Here is a 14,733-nt window from a genome sequence, read left to right on the forward strand (position 1 = left end):
CTATTCAATCATTCAGTAATCGGTTCAAATTCTTCCACGAGCGACACAACGCCGTTGATCAGTTCGTTGGTCTCTTCGATGGTCATGATAAACGTCGGTAGCAGGCGAATGGTGTTGCCGGCGGTGACGTTGATCAGCAAGCCTTTCTCGCGGGCTTTACCCACCAGCTCCAGGCAGGGGTTTTCAAGCTCGATACCGATCATCAGACCGTGGCCGCGAATATCCACCACCTTGTCGTTGTCGGCGAGTTTGTCTTTAAGTGCGTTGAGCATTTGCTCGCCGCGCTCGGCAATCTGGGCGAGCAAGTTGCCGCCCAAGAGGGTGTCAACCACCGCCTCGGCGGCGTGGCAGGCCAGGGGGTTGCCGCCAAAAGTGGAGCCGTGATTGCCTGGGCCAAAAACGCTGGCGGCTTTGCCACGTGCCAGGCAGGCGCCAATCGGCACACCATTGCCGAGCCCCTTCGCGGTAGTGACCACATCGGGCAATATGTCCGTGTGTTGGTAGGCAAAGTATTTGCCGGTGCGGCCGTTGCCCGTTTGAATTTCATCGAGCATCAGCAGCCATTCGTGGCGATCACACAGCGCCCGTAGCTTCGCCAGATAGTCGCTGTCGGGCACGCGCACGCCGCCTTCGCCCTGAACGGGCTCCACCAGCACAGCGACAATGTTCTTGTGTTCGGCCGCGAGCACTTCGATAGCGGCGATGTCGTTGTAAAGGGCACGCACAAAACCCGGCAGCAGAGGCTCAAAACCTTGCTGAACTTTGGTGTTGCCGGTGGCGGTTAGGGTTGCCATAGTGCGCCCGTGAAACGCACTTTTCATGACCACGATGGTCGGTGTGTCTATGCCTTTGTCGTTGCCGTACTTGCGAGCCAGTTTAATGGCGGCTTCATTGGCTTCGGCGCCCGAGTTGGAGAAAAACACATTGTCCATCTGCGCAGCGGTGCAGAGTTTATTGGCCAGTGATTTCTGAGCCGGGATGTTGTAAAGGTTGGATACGTGCAGTAATTGATCCGCCTGCTCGGCAATAGCGCGGCTGACGGCGGCGTGGGCGTGACCGAGCCCGCACACAGCGATGCCGCTGATGCCGTCGAGGTAACTCTTGCCAGCATCGTCCCACACTCGGCTGCCCGCGCCCCGGGTAAGCGTGAGAGCCCGGTCGCCGTATGTGTTCATCAACGTTGACATTGTCTTTCTCCAAAAACAGTGTCACCCGAGCCTGGGCGCTGCCGACTCTGGGTGAGAAAATTCAGGGGATCGTTCTGGTTTGCAGCGCCTTGTTGGGCGCGGAACTGTACAAAAACCAAGCCGCCGATAGTATCTCGATTCCGCACACTTGGCAAATACCCGGGTGGGCGTGTGAAGGCCGGGCGGGGCAATGGTAAACTCGCGCTTTTGCGCGGTGACCGGACTATGAACGCGATTGAGCTCAGTGTGTTTGCCAGCCGTATGGCCGCCATCTGCGACGAGATGGGGGCCGTGCTCAAGTGCGCGGCTTTTTCCCCCAATATCAAGGATCGGTTGGATTTTTCCTGCGCGTTGTTTGATCGGCATGGCCAGCTCGCGGCACAGGCCGCCCATATCCCTGTGCATTTGGGCAGCATGGCCTACGCCATGGCCGACATCGTCGGCGAGATAGAGTGGCGGCCGGGGGATATGGTGGTACTCAACGATCCCTATCTCGGTGGCACGCACCTGCCGGATGTGACGGTCATCGCGCCGGTGTTTGTCGCTCAAACACTTGTTGGCTTTGTAGCCAATCGTGCACACCACGCTAATATCGGTGCTGACAGTCCCGGCTCTATGCCTATCTCCCGCTCTTTGGAAGAAGAGGGCGTAGTCATCGCCCCGACACTGTTGGTGAAACATGGGCAACCGGTAGAGGCCGTATTGAGAAAACTCTGCGGCACCGACACTAACGCCAATCATACCATCGCTGCACGCGGCGACTTTGCGGCTCAAATCAGCGCTTGCCGGCTGGGCGCCGAACGACTGGCGGCGCGCATAGAGAGCTTGGGGGCCAGCGCCTATGGGCTGGCGCTGGACTCGCTGAACGATTACGCCGAGCGGCTGGCGCGCGAGGCGCTCAGGGCTATACCCGATGGCGACTACTCGTTTACCGACTTTATGGATGACGACGGGCTGGGTCTCGAGGATATTCCCATCGCCGTCAGCCTCAGCGTCAGAGACGGGCAGGTAGTCGCGGACTTTTCCGGCACCGCGCGCCAAGTGCCAGGTAATATCAACTGCCCTTTATCGGTGGCGGCGGCCTCGGTTTTCTATGTATTGCGCTGCCTGATGCCGGAGCATACGCCGGCTTGCGCCGGCAGTTTTCGGCCCATCCAGCTGAGCGCTCCAGCCGGTTCTATGGTCAATGCCCGGCGCCCTGCCGCAGTGGCAGCGGGCAATGTGGAAACCTCTACGCGTATGGTCGACGCGCTGCTCGGTGCTCTGGCCTCGGCCCTCCCCGAGCGCATACCGGCGGCCAGCTCGGGGTCGATGAACAACTTGGCCATGGGCGCGGCAGCTACAGCGGCGCGCGGGCGCTGGGACTATTACGAAACCAACGGTGGGGGTATGGGGGCCGGACGCAACGGCGGGGGCCTCTCGGGTGTGCAGACGCATATGACCAATACGCTCAACACCCCCATTGAAAGCCTGGAGACTCACTACCCTCTACGCATAACGCGCTATGCCTTGCGCCGAGGCAGCGGAGGGGCGGGAGAGCGCTGCGGTGGGGATGGGCTGATTCGTGAGTATGAGTTTCTGGCGCCGGCGCAAGTCACCCTGCTCACCGAGCGGCGGCGCCACGCGCCCTGGCCGCTGGCCGGCGCAGAGCCGGGCCTGCGGGGAGAGAATCTGCTAAATGGTGATCCACTGCCGGCCAAAGTATCCCTGCACGTCGAGACGGGGGACCGCTTGACCCTAGCGACCGCAGGCGGCGGTGGATGGGGCCGGCCCCAACCCCAACGCAAGGATTGAGCGCGCCGCCTATGCCAGAAGCGTTACCTGACTTGCCCCTCAGTAACTTGCACAGTGCGTTTATGAACGCTCTCGGTGCCGGCAGTCTGTTGCTAGAGGCGGAGCCCGGTGCAGGAAAATCCACACTCGCGCCGCTTTGGGCACTTGATTGGGCGCGCGAGCGCGGCCAAGTCTGGCTGATTCAGCCTCGGGTGCTCCCGGCTGTGACCCTTGCGCACCGGCTGGCCAAGCTGTTGGATGAGCCGGTGGGCCAGTCCGTGGGCTATCAGGTGCCTTTTGATCGGCGCGCAGGCGCGAGCACCCGTTTGCTGGTGATGACTCCCGGGATTTTGCTCCAGCGCCTGTTGGCTGAGCCGGAAATGGGCGGTGTAGCGGTGGTGATGCTCGATGAAATTCACGAGCGTTCGGTCAACCAGGACACCGCCTGGGCATTGCTGCAAGAAGCCGCCGTGCTTAACGAAAATTTGCAGCTGGTGCTGATGTCGGCAACCCCCGATGAAGCTTTGCGCCGCCAGGTCGATCAGTCACTCTACAGTCCCGGGCGCTGTTTCGCCGTCAGTGTGGATTACTGCCCGTCCCGCGAGCTGCGCGCCCGCCCCGAGCCTATCGCTGAGCAACTACTCAGGGCGTTAAAGCAGGCGCCGCACTGGCAGGAGCAGACGGTGCTGGTGTTTCTGCCGGGTTGGCGCGAGATTGAGGCGTGCCGCGAGGCATTGAACCGGGAATGGGGCAATCTCGCGGTTTTCTGCCTGCACAGCCGGGTTGAGCGCGCCGAGCAGATGGCGGCCCTCGATCCCGCCCGCGGCCGTCGGGTGATTCTGGCCACCAATATTGCCGAGACCTCACTGACTATCGCCGATGTGACACTGGTGGTGGATTCCGGGCTGACGCGCGAGCCCGAGTACGAGCAGCGCACGGGGGTTACTCGATTGCGTACCCGGCGTATCAGTGCCGCCAGCGCCGAGCAGCGCCGAGGCCGCGCGGGGCGTGTGCAGGCAGGGCACTGCCTGCGTCTGTGGTCGGCATCTGAACCCCTGGCGCCTCAGGCTCTACCGGAAATACGCCGCACCGACTATTTGCCCATGGCTCTGCGTTTGGCGCATTGGGGAACGCCCAGTGAACACTTGCCCTGGCTGGAGGCGCCGGGGACGCTGGCTCTGTCTCATGCGCGGGCCCACCTTCGCCGCTGGCAGCTGCTGGATGAGCAAAATGCGATCACCCCGGCAGGACGCAAAGTCGCGCAGCTCGGCACCCATCCGCGTGTTGCCGCGCTCTTGTTGCACGGGCGCGATTACCTGATCGCCTCGCCCTGGCTATTGAGTCTGGCGCTGGCGCTGCACTTTGATCTGGCCGCCGAGGCGGATCTGGCGAGCTGGTTGTCTCTGGCGTGCGACACCTACCGACGAGAAAAGTCCTGGCGCCTACAGGCGCAGCGCTGGTGCCAGTGCCTTGCCGTGGAACTGTCGCCCGCGGCTTGCGATGATGCTGTCCCCGCGCCCCTGGCGGATAAGCTGGCTGAGGTGTTTGCCGACCGAATCGGGGTTTGCAGCGCCACTGGCCGTTACCGGCTCAATTCGGGTATCAGTGTTGAGATGGCTTGCCAGGCCGACTGGGCATTGGTGCTGCAGATTTCGGCCCGCGGTCAGGGGCACGGCGGTGTGGGGTTGCCAGTCAATTTGACCGAGGCGCGCAGGCGTGCGCTGGCCGAGAGTGAGGTTTCACTGGAGCAAGTCGGGCAGGGGCAGCGGCGGCGCTGGGTGCAGGTCACTCGCTATCGCATGGGCGGTGCAGTTGTCGATGAAAACAGGCGCAGCCTCGATGACGAGGAAGTACCCGCGGCGGTCATGGCGCATATTCGTCAGCAGGGTTTGACGCAGTTAAGCTGGAGCCGCTCGGCGCTGGCCCTACTGGTACGAGCGAGGCTTGCCCATCAACATGAGCTCCTGGCTATGCCGGCGCTGGACTTGGTGTCCCTGGCCGGCGCATTTGAAGACAATTTGTTGGCCTTCTTACACGCTGAGTCGGATGTGCAGTGCTTGCCGCTGCAGCAGGCGCTGGCCTTTTATATCGGTTATGACTTGATGGGGGAGCTCGATCGGTGGCTGCCCGATAGCCTGGTGCTACCCAGCGGACGCAGAATTGCCGTGGATTATTTGGGTGCGCATCCCGTCGCCGCTTTGGTGGCCGGCGAGCAGGTGCCAGCCCCCGTGGTGTCAGCCAAGTTGCAGGAGTTTTTTGGTGTCGACGCCTTTACCCTGCCGGCCAAGGGTGTTCCCCTGGCCCTGCAATTGTTGTCCCCGGCCGGGCGGCCGCTGGCGATAACCCGTGATCTTGGCTACTTCTGGCGGGAGGTGTACCCCGAGGTGCGCCGCGAGGTGCGTGGACGCTATGCCAAACACCCCTGGCCGGAAGACCCTCTGGATCACGCCGCGACCGGGCTGACCAAAAAACGTTTACACGATTGACGGAAGAGTTTGATGAATGTGGTTAAACGATGCACGGTATTGGTTGCATGGGTGCTAATGGCCAGTGTTTTGCCTGCGAAGGGGCAGAGTCTCGGTGCGATAGACGAGACGGTGATTGTAACGGCCAACCGTGAACCGCAGCCCTGGCGTCTCTCATCCGGCGCGGTGGATGTGGTATCCGAGACTGCGCAATTGCCTGGTTTTCGCTTTGACAGTGCAGAGCTCCTCGCCGGTCTCCCGGGTGTCCAGGCGGACTCGCGCTCCAATTTCGCTCAGGATACTCGCATCAGCTTGCGTGGTTTTGGCGCCCGCTCGGCCTTCGGGGTGAGGGGCATCAACATGCGAGTGGACGAGATCCCCCTGACCATGCCGGATGGGCAGAGCCAGACCTCCAGTATCGCGCTGGATACTGTGGCCAGTGCCGAAGTGTTACGCGGACCTCTCGCCGTGCTCTATGGTAACGGGGCCGGAGGGGTCATTGCCTTTCGCACCGAGGCGCCGAAGAGCTCGCGCTTGGGGCTGCTGGCCAGCGCCGGAGATGCCCGGCAGCGCCGCTACCGCGTGCGCGGCGAGTGGGCCGGTGAGCGGGCGGCGGCGCGGGTCCAGGCCAGTCAATTTACGACCGACGGCTTTCGTGATCACTCCAGTGCCGAGCGCAATCAGTTTACCGGCCAGTGGTTTTATCGCAGCGATACCGGCATGGCGCTGGTTGCCCGCGCCGATATCAGCCGCGATCCGCACACCGAAGATCCGCAGGGCCTGACCTACGAGCAGTGGTTGGCGGACGATACTCAGGTGCACCCGGTGGCCGAGCGGTTTGATCCGCGCAAATCCATTGATCATCGCCAGGTCTCTGTCAGTGCGTCTCAACCGACCGCTTGGGGCAGTTGGCAACTTGCCGGTTGGGCGGGTGAGAGGAGCATTGAGCAGTTTCTGAGTTTTCCCGGTGACGGGGAAAACGACAACGGCGCCGTGATCGATTTAGCTCGGGATTTTTCCGGCATCAACGGGCGCCTCTCCCGGCATTTTGGTTCCTTGGAGTGGTCAGCGGGCTTCGAGCTGGCGCAAATGCAGGACAGACGCCTGGGACTGGTCAACGATTTGGGCGAGCGTGGAGCACTCAAGCGCGATGAGCTCGGGGAGGTGAGCAACCGGGATGTTTACACGGGTCTTGCCTGGCAGCCCTTACCCGCTTGGCGCTTTCAGGCCGGGGCGCGCTTTAACAGTGTGCTTTTTGATGTGCGTGACGATTACATCACTGATACAAACCCGGATGACTCCGGCCGCCGGGAGTACTCTGAGCCGTCCTACGCGCTTGGCGCGAGCTATGGTAAGGGCGACTGGCGGCTCTATGCCAGTGCAGGGGAGGGGTTTGAGACCCCGACGCTCACAGAGCTGGCGTATCGCAACGAAGGGACCGGGCTCAATCTTGAGCTCGATAGCTCACGTAACCGCCAGGCTGAACTTGGCTGGCGCTCGGAGACTGAGGCGCTGGTGGCCAGCGTGACGGGATTTGTGGTCGCAAGCCGCGATGAGTTGGTCGTCGATCAATCCGAGGGTGGGCGCACGACCTACCGCAATGGTGCCGAGACCCGGCGGGAGGGGCTCGAGGTCCTGCTCGATTGGTCGCTGCACGAGCAGTGGAACTGGCGCCTGGGCGCCACCCTATTAAAGGCGCGATATACCGCTGGTCCCTACAGGGGTAACCGACTGCCGGGAGTCGCCCAGGAAACACTCTATAGTAAGCTGGATTGGTCGGTGGCGGGTGAGCGCCTGATGCTCACACTGGCGACACAGTATCGCGGCGATATCGCCAGTGGAGACGATAATCTGGAGGTCGTGCCGGGTGCCTTAACCTGGGATCTGGCGGCTCAGTCCCGTTACCGCTGGGGTGCCACCGGCCTATCCCTTTGGGCGAAGTTGGTCAACGTGACTGATAAAAAGTATGTTGGTTCGGTGATCGTCAATCAGAGCCGGGGTCGCACCATCGAGCCGGCTCCGGGCCGTCAAATCAATGTCGGGATAGAACTGATCCGCCAATGGTAACGCTGTCACAAGCCTGGCTTTAGCGACAAGGTGGTTCGAGGGCGGAGGTGATGGGTAAAAAAGCGCAAATTTTGAGCGAAAGTGGCAATTTCTTGCGTTTATAGAGTCCCAATTGTCAGCTTTATGGGTTATCATGACCCAACTGTCTGATGGGATTGATCCGCGCCGAGGGTGTTAATGTTCAATCCACCCTCCAAGACAGGTTGTCATTCCGGTGACAACCGCAGGGAATGCTGGCGACGAGTGATTTGGATCAGGTGCCGCGGTGCGGTAGAATAGAATACCTGAGTAAGCCGCTAGGTTATTCTGGTTTCTTATTCGACTCACCCCAGGCCGCTTCGGAGTGTTTACAGTCCGAGCGGTTGATCTGAAGCTACAGAGGTACGCAGTGTCTATGGACGTGATGGAAACCATCAAACAGCAGATTTCGGAGAACCCGGTCATTTTGTATATGAAGGGCTCTCCAAACGCCCCGCAATGCGGGTTTTCCCAGCGCACATCGCAGGCCGTGATGAGCTGCGGGAAACGATTTGCTTACGTGGATGTTCTGGCCAACCCAGAGATTCGCGAAGGCCTCAAGCAGTACGCCAATTGGCCGACTTATCCTCAGTTGTGGGTGGGCGGCGAGCTGGTAGGCGGTTGCGATATTGTGACCGAGATGTACGAGAATGGCGAGCTCAAGACGTTGATTGAGTCCGCTGTTCCCGCCGATTCTTCTGATTGATTCATGCTCCTGTTGGGGCGGCTCCCTTCACCGGGCGCTGCCCATTTCTTTTTCTGGGGTCCCGCTTTTTTACTTACCCGTATAGAGACCAGGCATAGAGCGCCAGCAAAATCAGTGAAACGCCGCTGAAAACCATCAGCGCGAGTCCGAGTTTTCGGTGTGGTCTTTCAACCACTTCTACTTCGCCGTCGCTTTTCAACCAGTGGGCCATCCAGGCTGCGTTCTTTGATTTCAGCAGTCGAATCTCCATTTCTTTTAGTTCCCGAATTTTCGCTTCGTACTCCTGCCTTTGGGCACCGCTAGCCTGTTCGCGAAGCTGGTAGAGCTGATCGAGCTTTGTGGTCAGTGCGGCATGGTTTTTATCCAGCCGGGCGCTCAGTTCCGTCAATCGCTTATCAGCTTTGTGAGTCACAGTAGCTTCTCTTGTCGTGGGTAGGCGTTAGCAACCCTAGCAGATAGCGCAGGCGTGTGGCTAGCACCACAACCGGGTGCAGCTCCTGCTATAATCGCGGCCATTTAAAGCGGTGTCGAGATGTCGACCGCTGGGACGAAGAAGGCAGGCAATGGCAAGTCGCAAGCAAAAGGTAAAACGCCCGTTAACTGGCTTTTGGCATCCGCGTTATTGGGGTACCTGGTGCGCCCTGGGTGTGTTTGTGTTGGTGGCCCATCTTCCCCTGTCGTTTACCCGGCGTCTCGGTGTTTTGCTGGGATCGTTGTTTTATCGCTACGCGAGCTCGCGCCGCAGAATCACCGAGGTGAATGTGGCCCTGTGCTTTCCTGAGCTGTCGGAAGCCGAGCGTCAGGAGCGGGTAAAGCACATTCTGCGCAACGTGGGGCTGAGCTTTATCGAAACGGCCGTTGCCTTATGGGCGCCCGAGCGCAAGTTTAAGGGCCTGTATACTCTTAAAGGGGTAGAGATTCTGCAGCGCCTTGAAGCTGAAGGGCGAGGCGTCCTGTTGCTCGGCGGTCACTACACCACCTTGGATATGGCGGGGCGGATCATGGGGCTGAATATTCAGTGCGATATGATCTATCGGGTGGACCGCAATCCTCTTCTTGCCGAGGCCATGGCCCGGGCGCGCGAGAGCTATTCGGGCAGTGCGATTCCCAGAGATGATGTTCGCCAACTGGTCAGAAATTTGCGCCGCGGTCATCGTATTTGGTATGCGCCGGACCAAGACTATGGTGTTGCCAATACGGTTTTTGCGCCGTTTTTTGGTATTGCTGCTGCTACCGTAACGGCAACGGCGCGCATGGCGCAAATGGGTCGCGCCGCGGTGGTGCCCTTCGAGCATTACCGCGACGAGCAGGGTATTTATCACGTGCAAATCAAAGAGCCCTTGGCGAATTTCCCCAGCGGAGATGACGAGACGGATGCCGCTCGCGCCAACGCTGTGGTCGAATCGGTGGTGCGCCGCTACCCCGAGCAGTACCTTTGGGTGCACCGGCGCTTTAAAACCCGGCCCGAGGGGGAGATTTCCCCCTATCCACCGAGAAAGAGGAAAGCACGTTAATAGCCGCAGGCCCCGGCGCTGGTTTGTTCTGCCGAAGTGATAGTTTTGCGGCGCTGTGAATTGACGCCCTTAACCGGGTACACTTAATGCGGTTCGTCGTTCGTTTGGGAGTGCGAAGCATGCTGAGAATGTTTGATATCCAGGGCGCCAAGTTGCGGGATCAGAATGTCGACCCTGACAATGTGCGATCCGCCATGAGTTCGGCCGTCTGGATTGATGCTCATGAGCCCACGGACGAAGAGCGCGAGCAGCTCAATACCTTTTTGCGGGCTGAGTTGCCGGAGTCTGACGATGTGGAGGAAATTGAATTCTCCGCCCGGTATTTTCTCGATTCGGCCGGCATACACGTCCACTCCTTGTTTCTCTCGCCCACAGAGGGTCGCCACAGCACAACCACCGTGGCTTTTATTCTGCAGGACAAGCGTTTGTTAACCCTGCGCGACGGTGAGCTGGCCGATTTTCGGCTGTTGCGTATGCGCGCCCGGCGCGGTCAGGTTCAGGCCCACTCGCCGCAAGACTTGCTGATTACCATGTTCGAGCAAAAGGTGGAGAATCTGGCCGATGTGCTGGAAGACATACACCGCAAGCTTGAGGATGTCAGCCATACCGTGCTGGAAGATGACGACGCGGATCTGGAGGATGCCATCGATCGGCTGGCGAAACTGGAGGACAGTAACGGTAAAATCCGCTTGTGTCTGATGGATACTCAACGTTCCATTTCCTTTTTGCAGCGCCATTTGCGCGAACACTTTGAGTTGCAGGAGACCGCCCGGGAAATTAAGCGTGATGTGGATACGCTTATGTCGCACACTGCCTTTTTGTTCGACAAAATTAACTTTTTGATGGACTCCACCCAAGGTTTTATCAACATTGAGCAGAACCAGATCATCAAGACCTTCTCCATTGCGGCAGTGATTTTCCTGCCGCCGACCGTGGTGGCCAGTTTTTACGGGATGAATTTTGAGTTTATTCCCGGTTTGCACTGGGAGTGGGGTTATCTGACGGGCACCCTGGTTATGGTCATTTCGGCTATTGCACCGCTTTGGTATTTCAAACGTAAAGACTGGTTGTAACGTTTGAAAACCGGAGGGACAAATGTCCGATGTACTGATTGCCGGCGCTGGCAGTACCCTGGCGCTGGCGCTGGCTGAACACTTCCAAAAGGCCGGCCACCGAGTGATAGGTGTGGGCAGAACCGCTACCGGTGCCGGCCCCTATGACCTGACGTTTTCCAGCGATTATTCCGAAACATCCCTGGCTGAGGTGGCCCTGCGGTGCCGTCGGGCCGGGGTGCGCCCGAACCTGATTCTGTGTTGCGTGGGGGTGTTGCACGATGATCTGGTGATCCCCGAGAAGCGGCTGGCGGATATTCAAAGCCAGCATCTGGCGCATTACTTTGCGGTTAACAGCATTCTCCCGGTGCTAATACTCAAGCACCTGGTGCCACTGCTGAACCGCGAGGCGGCGGTCAAGGTGGCGTTTCTCAGCGCCAAAGTGGGGAGTATTGGCGATAACCGTCTGGGCGGTTGGTATGGTTACCGAGCCAGTAAGGCGGCCTTAAATATGCTTATCCGCACGGCCGCGATTGAACTGGCGCGCCGCCACCGGGAGGTCTGCGTGGTCGCTCTGCATCCGGGGACAACGCACTCGCCCCTGTCTGAGCCCTTTACTGACCGAATTCCCAAGGGGCGCATTTACGCGCCGCAGCAGTCGGCCGAGCGCCTGGCTCGGGTGATCGAAGGGCTTACGCCGGAGGATAACGGCCAGTTCTTCCACTGGGATGGCACTCGTCTGCCCTGGTAAAACAGTGCCAGGGGCTGCATTTTCTGCTAATATCGCCGGTTTTTCCGTTCTGGAGTGACTGATCCTATGAATCTTGCTGACAGAGTTCTTGCTGTTAACAACGATCTTCCCATTCGCACCGAATTGCCGGTTCACAGCGGTAAAGTGCGTTCTGTCTACTGGCTGACGCCGGCCGATAGTCGCCGGCTGATTGCCGAGAAAGGCTACGATGTGGCCGCCGATGCGCCGCTGGCAATTATGGTCATCAGTGACCGTATCTCGGCGTTTGACTGCATTTGGCACGGCGAGGGCGGTATGAATGGGGTGCCCGGCAAGGGCGCTGCTTTGAATGCGATATCCAACCACTGGTTTCGACTTTTCCGGGAAAAGGGGCTGGCTGACAGCCATATTCTGGATATTCCGCACCCGCTGGTGTGGATTGTCCAGAAAGCGCGCCCGGTCATGATTGAGGCGATCTGTCGCCAGTACATTACCGGCTCCATGTGGCGCGCCTACACCAAGGGCGAGCGGGAGTTTTGCGGTATTGAAATACCAGACGGCCTGGAGAAAGACCAGAAGCTGCCTGAACTTTTGATCACCCCGTCAACCAAAGGCATCCTTAAGGGCATTCCCGGAGTGCCGGAAGTGGATGACGTCAATATCACCCGAGCGGATATCGAGGCCAATTTCGCTGCCTTTAACTTCCAGAATAAGGCGGACATCGATCTGTACGAAAAGCTGCTGAAAGAGGGCTTTGATGTGATCAGTGACGAGCTGGCCAAGCTCGACCAAATTTTTGTCGATACCAAGTTCGAGTTCGGTTATGTGACTGACGCCGCTGGTAACGACAAATTGATTTATATGGACGAGGTCGGCACGCCGGATTCGTCGCGTATCTGGGATGGCCCGAGCTATCGCGACGGCGAGGTCGTGGAAAAGTCCAAAGAAGAGTTTCGGCAGTTGCTGCTCAGCCACTTCGATGACCCGGACGTGTTGCTCAACAAGGATCGCATGGAAGAACGCAAGGCGCTGGCGCGCGACAATGCGTTGCCCGAGTCTGTATTGATGCAGGTTTCGCAAACCTACCGTGGTATCGCTGAGAAAATCACAGGTGAAGCCGTTGAGCTGTCGGACAACCCTAAGCAGGAAATCATTGATATTCTGCGTAACGACTACGGGCTGGTTGATTGATTGTCTGGGAGGCGGTGCCTGAGTCCTAAGGCTCAGGTATCCCACTCCCAGCGCAGGGGTTCACCGAACTCGTCGTAGATGATTTTTTTACGCGGTTTGCGGTTTGGACTGCGCACTTCACGAAGTGGCGGCTGGGGGCGGCGGCGCTGCTCAATCGCGGCGATGACCTCCGTCACTGGCGTGCGGGTATCGGGCTCGGCTTTTTTGTCGAATACGTGGGGCATGGGGTTGCGGGTGTCTTCACGCCCCGACAGCCCACGAGGTACCTGATTGACCTTGCCGCCCCGAGCTTCGTACTCGCGTATCTGTGCCTCCAGTTCCTGGCGCTGCTCCTTTTTGGATTTGACCGGTTTCATCTGTGGGCCCGTTGCCGTGGCAGTGACAAAGCCAACTAGAATAGCACTCGACGGCCCCAGGGTGAAGGCTGCTTGGTAGAGACTTATGAGTGACGCGAGCGTCAAGATAACCGAGATTTTTTATTCGCTGCAGGGCGAGTCGACCACCGTTGGCTTGCCTACCGTGTTTGTGCGCCTGACAGGCTGTCCCTTGCGTTGCGGCTATTGTGACAGCGAGTACGCCTTTTACGGCGGGGAGCGTATGTCGCTTGAACTGGTGCTGGAAAAAGTGGCCGCTTACCGCCCGCGCTATGTCTGTGTCACCGGTGGCGAGCCCCTGGCTCAGCGCGATACGCCCCGATTGCTGCGTGCGTTGTGCGATGCCGGCTATCAGGTGTCCCTTGAAACCAGTGGCGCCATGACGCTGGAGCAGGTCGACCCACGGGTGATTAAAGTCATGGACTTGAAAACGCCCGGCTCCGGAGAGTCGCAGCGCAACCTATGGGAAAACCTGGCCCTGCTCGGCGAAGCCGATCAAATCAAGTTTGTGATCTGCTCGCGTGAGGACTACCAGTGGGCCAAACTTAAAATCGACGAGCACCGGCTGGCCGAGCGAGTGGGCGATGTGCTCATCTCCCCGAGCTACGGGCAGATCCGCCCGCGGGATCTCGCTGACTGGGTGGTGGCGGATAACCTGCCGGTGCGCTTTCAGCTGCAGTTGCACAAATTGCTGTGGGACGATACCCCGGGCCATTAAAAGAGGACGAATCATGAGTCAGAAAAAAGCCGTGGTACTGGTCTCTGGAGGTTTGGATTCGACCACCGCGTTGGCCATTGCCCGTGCTGAGGGTTACCAGTGCTACACCATTAGCTTTGATTACGGCCAGCGGATGAGGGCCGAGTTGCATGCCGCCGAGCGCGCGGCGATTGCGCTTGGCAGCGTCGACCATAAAGTGATACGCCTGGATCTCGGTTCAATTGGCGGCTCGGCGCTCACCGATCAGGGCATTGCGGTACCCGAAGAGGAAACTCAGGGGGTGCCGGTGACCTATGTGCCGGCGCGCAACACGGTCTTTCTTTCGATTGCCCTCGGTTGGGCCGAGGTGTTGGGTGCGGATGACATTTTTATCGGCGTGAACGCTGTGGATTATTCGGGGTACCCCGATTGTCGGCCGGAGTACATCGCGGCCTATGAAAAAATGGCCAATTTGGCTACGCGCGCGGGCACGCAAGGGCATCGCCTGAAAATACGCACGCCGCTGATTGACATGACCAAAGCGCAGATTGTCCAGCGGGGTTTGGAGTTGGGCGTGGATTACAGCCTGACAGTTTCCTGTTACCAGGCCGATGACGAGGGTTTGGCGTGCGGGCGCTGCGACAGTTGCAGACTGCGTCGCGTGGGCTTCGAGCAAGCGGGAGTGAAGGATCCAACGCGGTATCGCTAGCAGCGGTAAGTGTTTGATCAATTGCCATTTATTACTGATTAATTGCAAAAAAGCGCTTGTTTTTTCTGACTAAATCATTATTATGTGCGCCTCTGATTTGGGAGCCCAAGACCACCGGCAGGCCGTTTGCCTGAGCGGGTTTTGGCAGAGATTGCTCTCAGTCGTCGGGTCGTTAGCTCAGTTGGTAGAGCAGTTGGCTTTTAACCAATTGGTCACTGGTTCGACCCATTCGCCGGGAGCGAATGGGAGT

At 59.1% G+C, this 14,733-nt stretch carries 13 protein-coding genes; 10 read left to right on the forward strand and 3 right to left on the reverse strand.

Annotated features, from left to right (window positions below):
• Positions 1 to 8: 8 nt before the first annotated feature.
• Positions 9 to 1,187, reverse strand: a complete 1,179-nt coding sequence (locus tag QWI16_RS17960) for an aspartate aminotransferase family protein (protein WP_302715323.1) — start codon at positions 1,185 to 1,187, stop codon at positions 9 to 11.
• Between the two features lie 225 nt (positions 1,188 to 1,412).
• Here QWI16_RS17960 and QWI16_RS17965 point away from each other — a divergent pair, with 225 nt between their 5' ends.
• The 4 genes from QWI16_RS17965 (at position 1,413) to grxD (ending at position 8,216) form a co-directional block, all read left to right on the forward strand.
• Entirely contained in the window at positions 1,413 to 2,981 is a 1,569-nt protein-coding gene (locus QWI16_RS17965; RefSeq protein WP_302715324.1) for a hydantoinase B/oxoprolinase family protein, read from the forward strand.
• An 11-nt stretch (positions 2,982 to 2,992) separates the two neighbouring features.
• Complete coding sequence (hrpB, locus tag QWI16_RS17970; RefSeq protein ID WP_302715327.1) at positions 2,993 to 5,446, forward strand: ATP-dependent helicase HrpB; 2,454 nt, start codon at positions 2,993 to 2,995, stop codon at positions 5,444 to 5,446.
• Positions 5,447 to 5,458: 12 nt separating this feature from the next.
• Entirely contained in the window at positions 5,459 to 7,492 is a 2,034-nt protein-coding gene (locus QWI16_RS17975) for a TonB-dependent receptor family protein (protein ID WP_302715329.1), read from the forward strand.
• 394 nt (positions 7,493 to 7,886) lie between these two features.
• A complete protein-coding gene (grxD, locus tag QWI16_RS17980; protein ID WP_302715331.1) occupies positions 7,887 to 8,216 on the forward strand; it encodes a Grx4 family monothiol glutaredoxin in 330 nt (109 codons plus the stop codon).
• Between the two features lie 73 nt (positions 8,217 to 8,289).
• Here grxD and QWI16_RS17985 read toward each other — a convergent pair whose 3' ends face one another.
• Entirely contained in the window at positions 8,290 to 8,628 is a 339-nt protein-coding gene (locus tag QWI16_RS17985; protein ID WP_302715334.1) for a hypothetical protein, read from the reverse strand.
• Positions 8,629 to 8,779: 151 nt separating this feature from the next.
• Between QWI16_RS17985 and lpxL the strand changes: the two genes are divergently transcribed.
• The 4 genes from lpxL to QWI16_RS18005 all read left to right on the forward strand — a co-directional run bounded on the left by lpxL (position 8,780) and on the right by QWI16_RS18005 (position 12,703).
• Positions 8,780 to 9,730 (forward strand): LpxL/LpxP family Kdo(2)-lipid IV(A) lauroyl/palmitoleoyl acyltransferase, encoded by a 951-nt coding sequence (gene lpxL / locus QWI16_RS17990; protein ID WP_302715336.1) that lies wholly within the window; start codon positions 8,780 to 8,782, stop codon positions 9,728 to 9,730.
• Between the two features lie 119 nt (positions 9,731 to 9,849).
• Positions 9,850 to 10,803 carry a magnesium/cobalt transporter CorA gene (corA, locus tag QWI16_RS17995; RefSeq protein WP_302715338.1) on the forward strand — a complete coding sequence of 318 codons (954 nt, stop codon included), beginning with the start codon at positions 9,850 to 9,852 and terminating at the stop codon, positions 10,801 to 10,803.
• Positions 10,804 to 10,825: 22 nt separating this feature from the next.
• Positions 10,826 to 11,533 (forward strand): SDR family NAD(P)-dependent oxidoreductase, encoded by a 708-nt coding sequence (locus QWI16_RS18000; protein WP_302715340.1) that lies wholly within the window; start codon positions 10,826 to 10,828, stop codon positions 11,531 to 11,533.
• Between the two features lie 66 nt (positions 11,534 to 11,599).
• Complete coding sequence (locus QWI16_RS18005; RefSeq protein ID WP_302715342.1) at positions 11,600 to 12,703, forward strand: phosphoribosylaminoimidazolesuccinocarboxamide synthase; 1,104 nt, start codon at positions 11,600 to 11,602, stop codon at positions 12,701 to 12,703.
• A 32-nt stretch (positions 12,704 to 12,735) separates the two neighbouring features.
• On the opposite strand, the gene QWI16_RS18010 is transcribed toward QWI16_RS18005, so the two are convergent.
• Positions 12,736 to 13,059: a hypothetical protein gene (locus tag QWI16_RS18010; RefSeq protein ID WP_302715344.1), complete on the reverse strand. Its 324-nt coding sequence runs from the start codon at positions 13,057 to 13,059 to the stop codon at positions 12,736 to 12,738.
• Positions 13,060 to 13,144: 85 nt separating this feature from the next.
• Between QWI16_RS18010 and queE the strand changes: the two genes are divergently transcribed.
• Complete coding sequence (gene queE, locus QWI16_RS18015) at positions 13,145 to 13,795, forward strand: 7-carboxy-7-deazaguanine synthase QueE (protein ID WP_302715346.1); 651 nt, start codon at positions 13,145 to 13,147, stop codon at positions 13,793 to 13,795.
• A 13-nt stretch (positions 13,796 to 13,808) separates the two neighbouring features.
• Positions 13,809 to 14,483, forward strand: a complete 675-nt coding sequence (queC, locus tag QWI16_RS18020; RefSeq protein ID WP_302715348.1) for a 7-cyano-7-deazaguanine synthase QueC — start codon at positions 13,809 to 13,811, stop codon at positions 14,481 to 14,483.
• The last annotated feature ends 250 nt before the right edge of the window (positions 14,484 to 14,733 follow it).

It is taken from the genome of Gilvimarinus algae, from assembly GCF_030518215.1.
Lineage (GTDB): Bacteria > Pseudomonadota > Gammaproteobacteria > Pseudomonadales > Cellvibrionaceae > Gilvimarinus > Gilvimarinus algae.

Bases quoted from the DNA above. Each gene is read 5' to 3' on its own strand.
- QWI16_RS18010 (WP_302715344.1), bottom strand. From the start codon at position 13,059: ATGAAACCGGTCAAATCCAAAAAGGAGCAGCGCCAGGAACTGGAGGCA.
- hrpB (WP_302715327.1), top strand. From the start codon at position 2,993: ATGCCAGAAGCGTTACCTGACTTGCCCCTCAGTAACTTGCACAGTGCG.
- QWI16_RS17960 (WP_302715323.1), bottom strand. From the start codon at position 1,187: ATGTCAACGTTGATGAACACATACGGCGACCGGGCTCTCACGCTTACC.
- QWI16_RS18005 (WP_302715342.1), top strand. From the start codon at position 11,600: ATGAATCTTGCTGACAGAGTTCTTGCTGTTAACAACGATCTTCCCATT.
- QWI16_RS17965 (WP_302715324.1), top strand. From the start codon at position 1,413: ATGAACGCGATTGAGCTCAGTGTGTTTGCCAGCCGTATGGCCGCCATC.
- queC (WP_302715348.1), top strand. From the start codon at position 13,809: ATGAGTCAGAAAAAAGCCGTGGTACTGGTCTCTGGAGGTTTGGATTCG.
- corA (WP_302715338.1), top strand. From the start codon at position 9,850: ATGCTGAGAATGTTTGATATCCAGGGCGCCAAGTTGCGGGATCAGAAT.
- QWI16_RS18000 (WP_302715340.1), top strand. From the start codon at position 10,826: ATGTCCGATGTACTGATTGCCGGCGCTGGCAGTACCCTGGCGCTGGCG.
- QWI16_RS17975 (WP_302715329.1), top strand. From the start codon at position 5,459: ATGAATGTGGTTAAACGATGCACGGTATTGGTTGCATGGGTGCTAATG.
- lpxL (WP_302715336.1), top strand. From the start codon at position 8,780: ATGGCAAGTCGCAAGCAAAAGGTAAAACGCCCGTTAACTGGCTTTTGG.
- queE (WP_302715346.1), top strand. From the start codon at position 13,145: ATGAGTGACGCGAGCGTCAAGATAACCGAGATTTTTTATTCGCTGCAG.
- grxD (WP_302715331.1), top strand. From the start codon at position 7,887: ATGGACGTGATGGAAACCATCAAACAGCAGATTTCGGAGAACCCGGTC.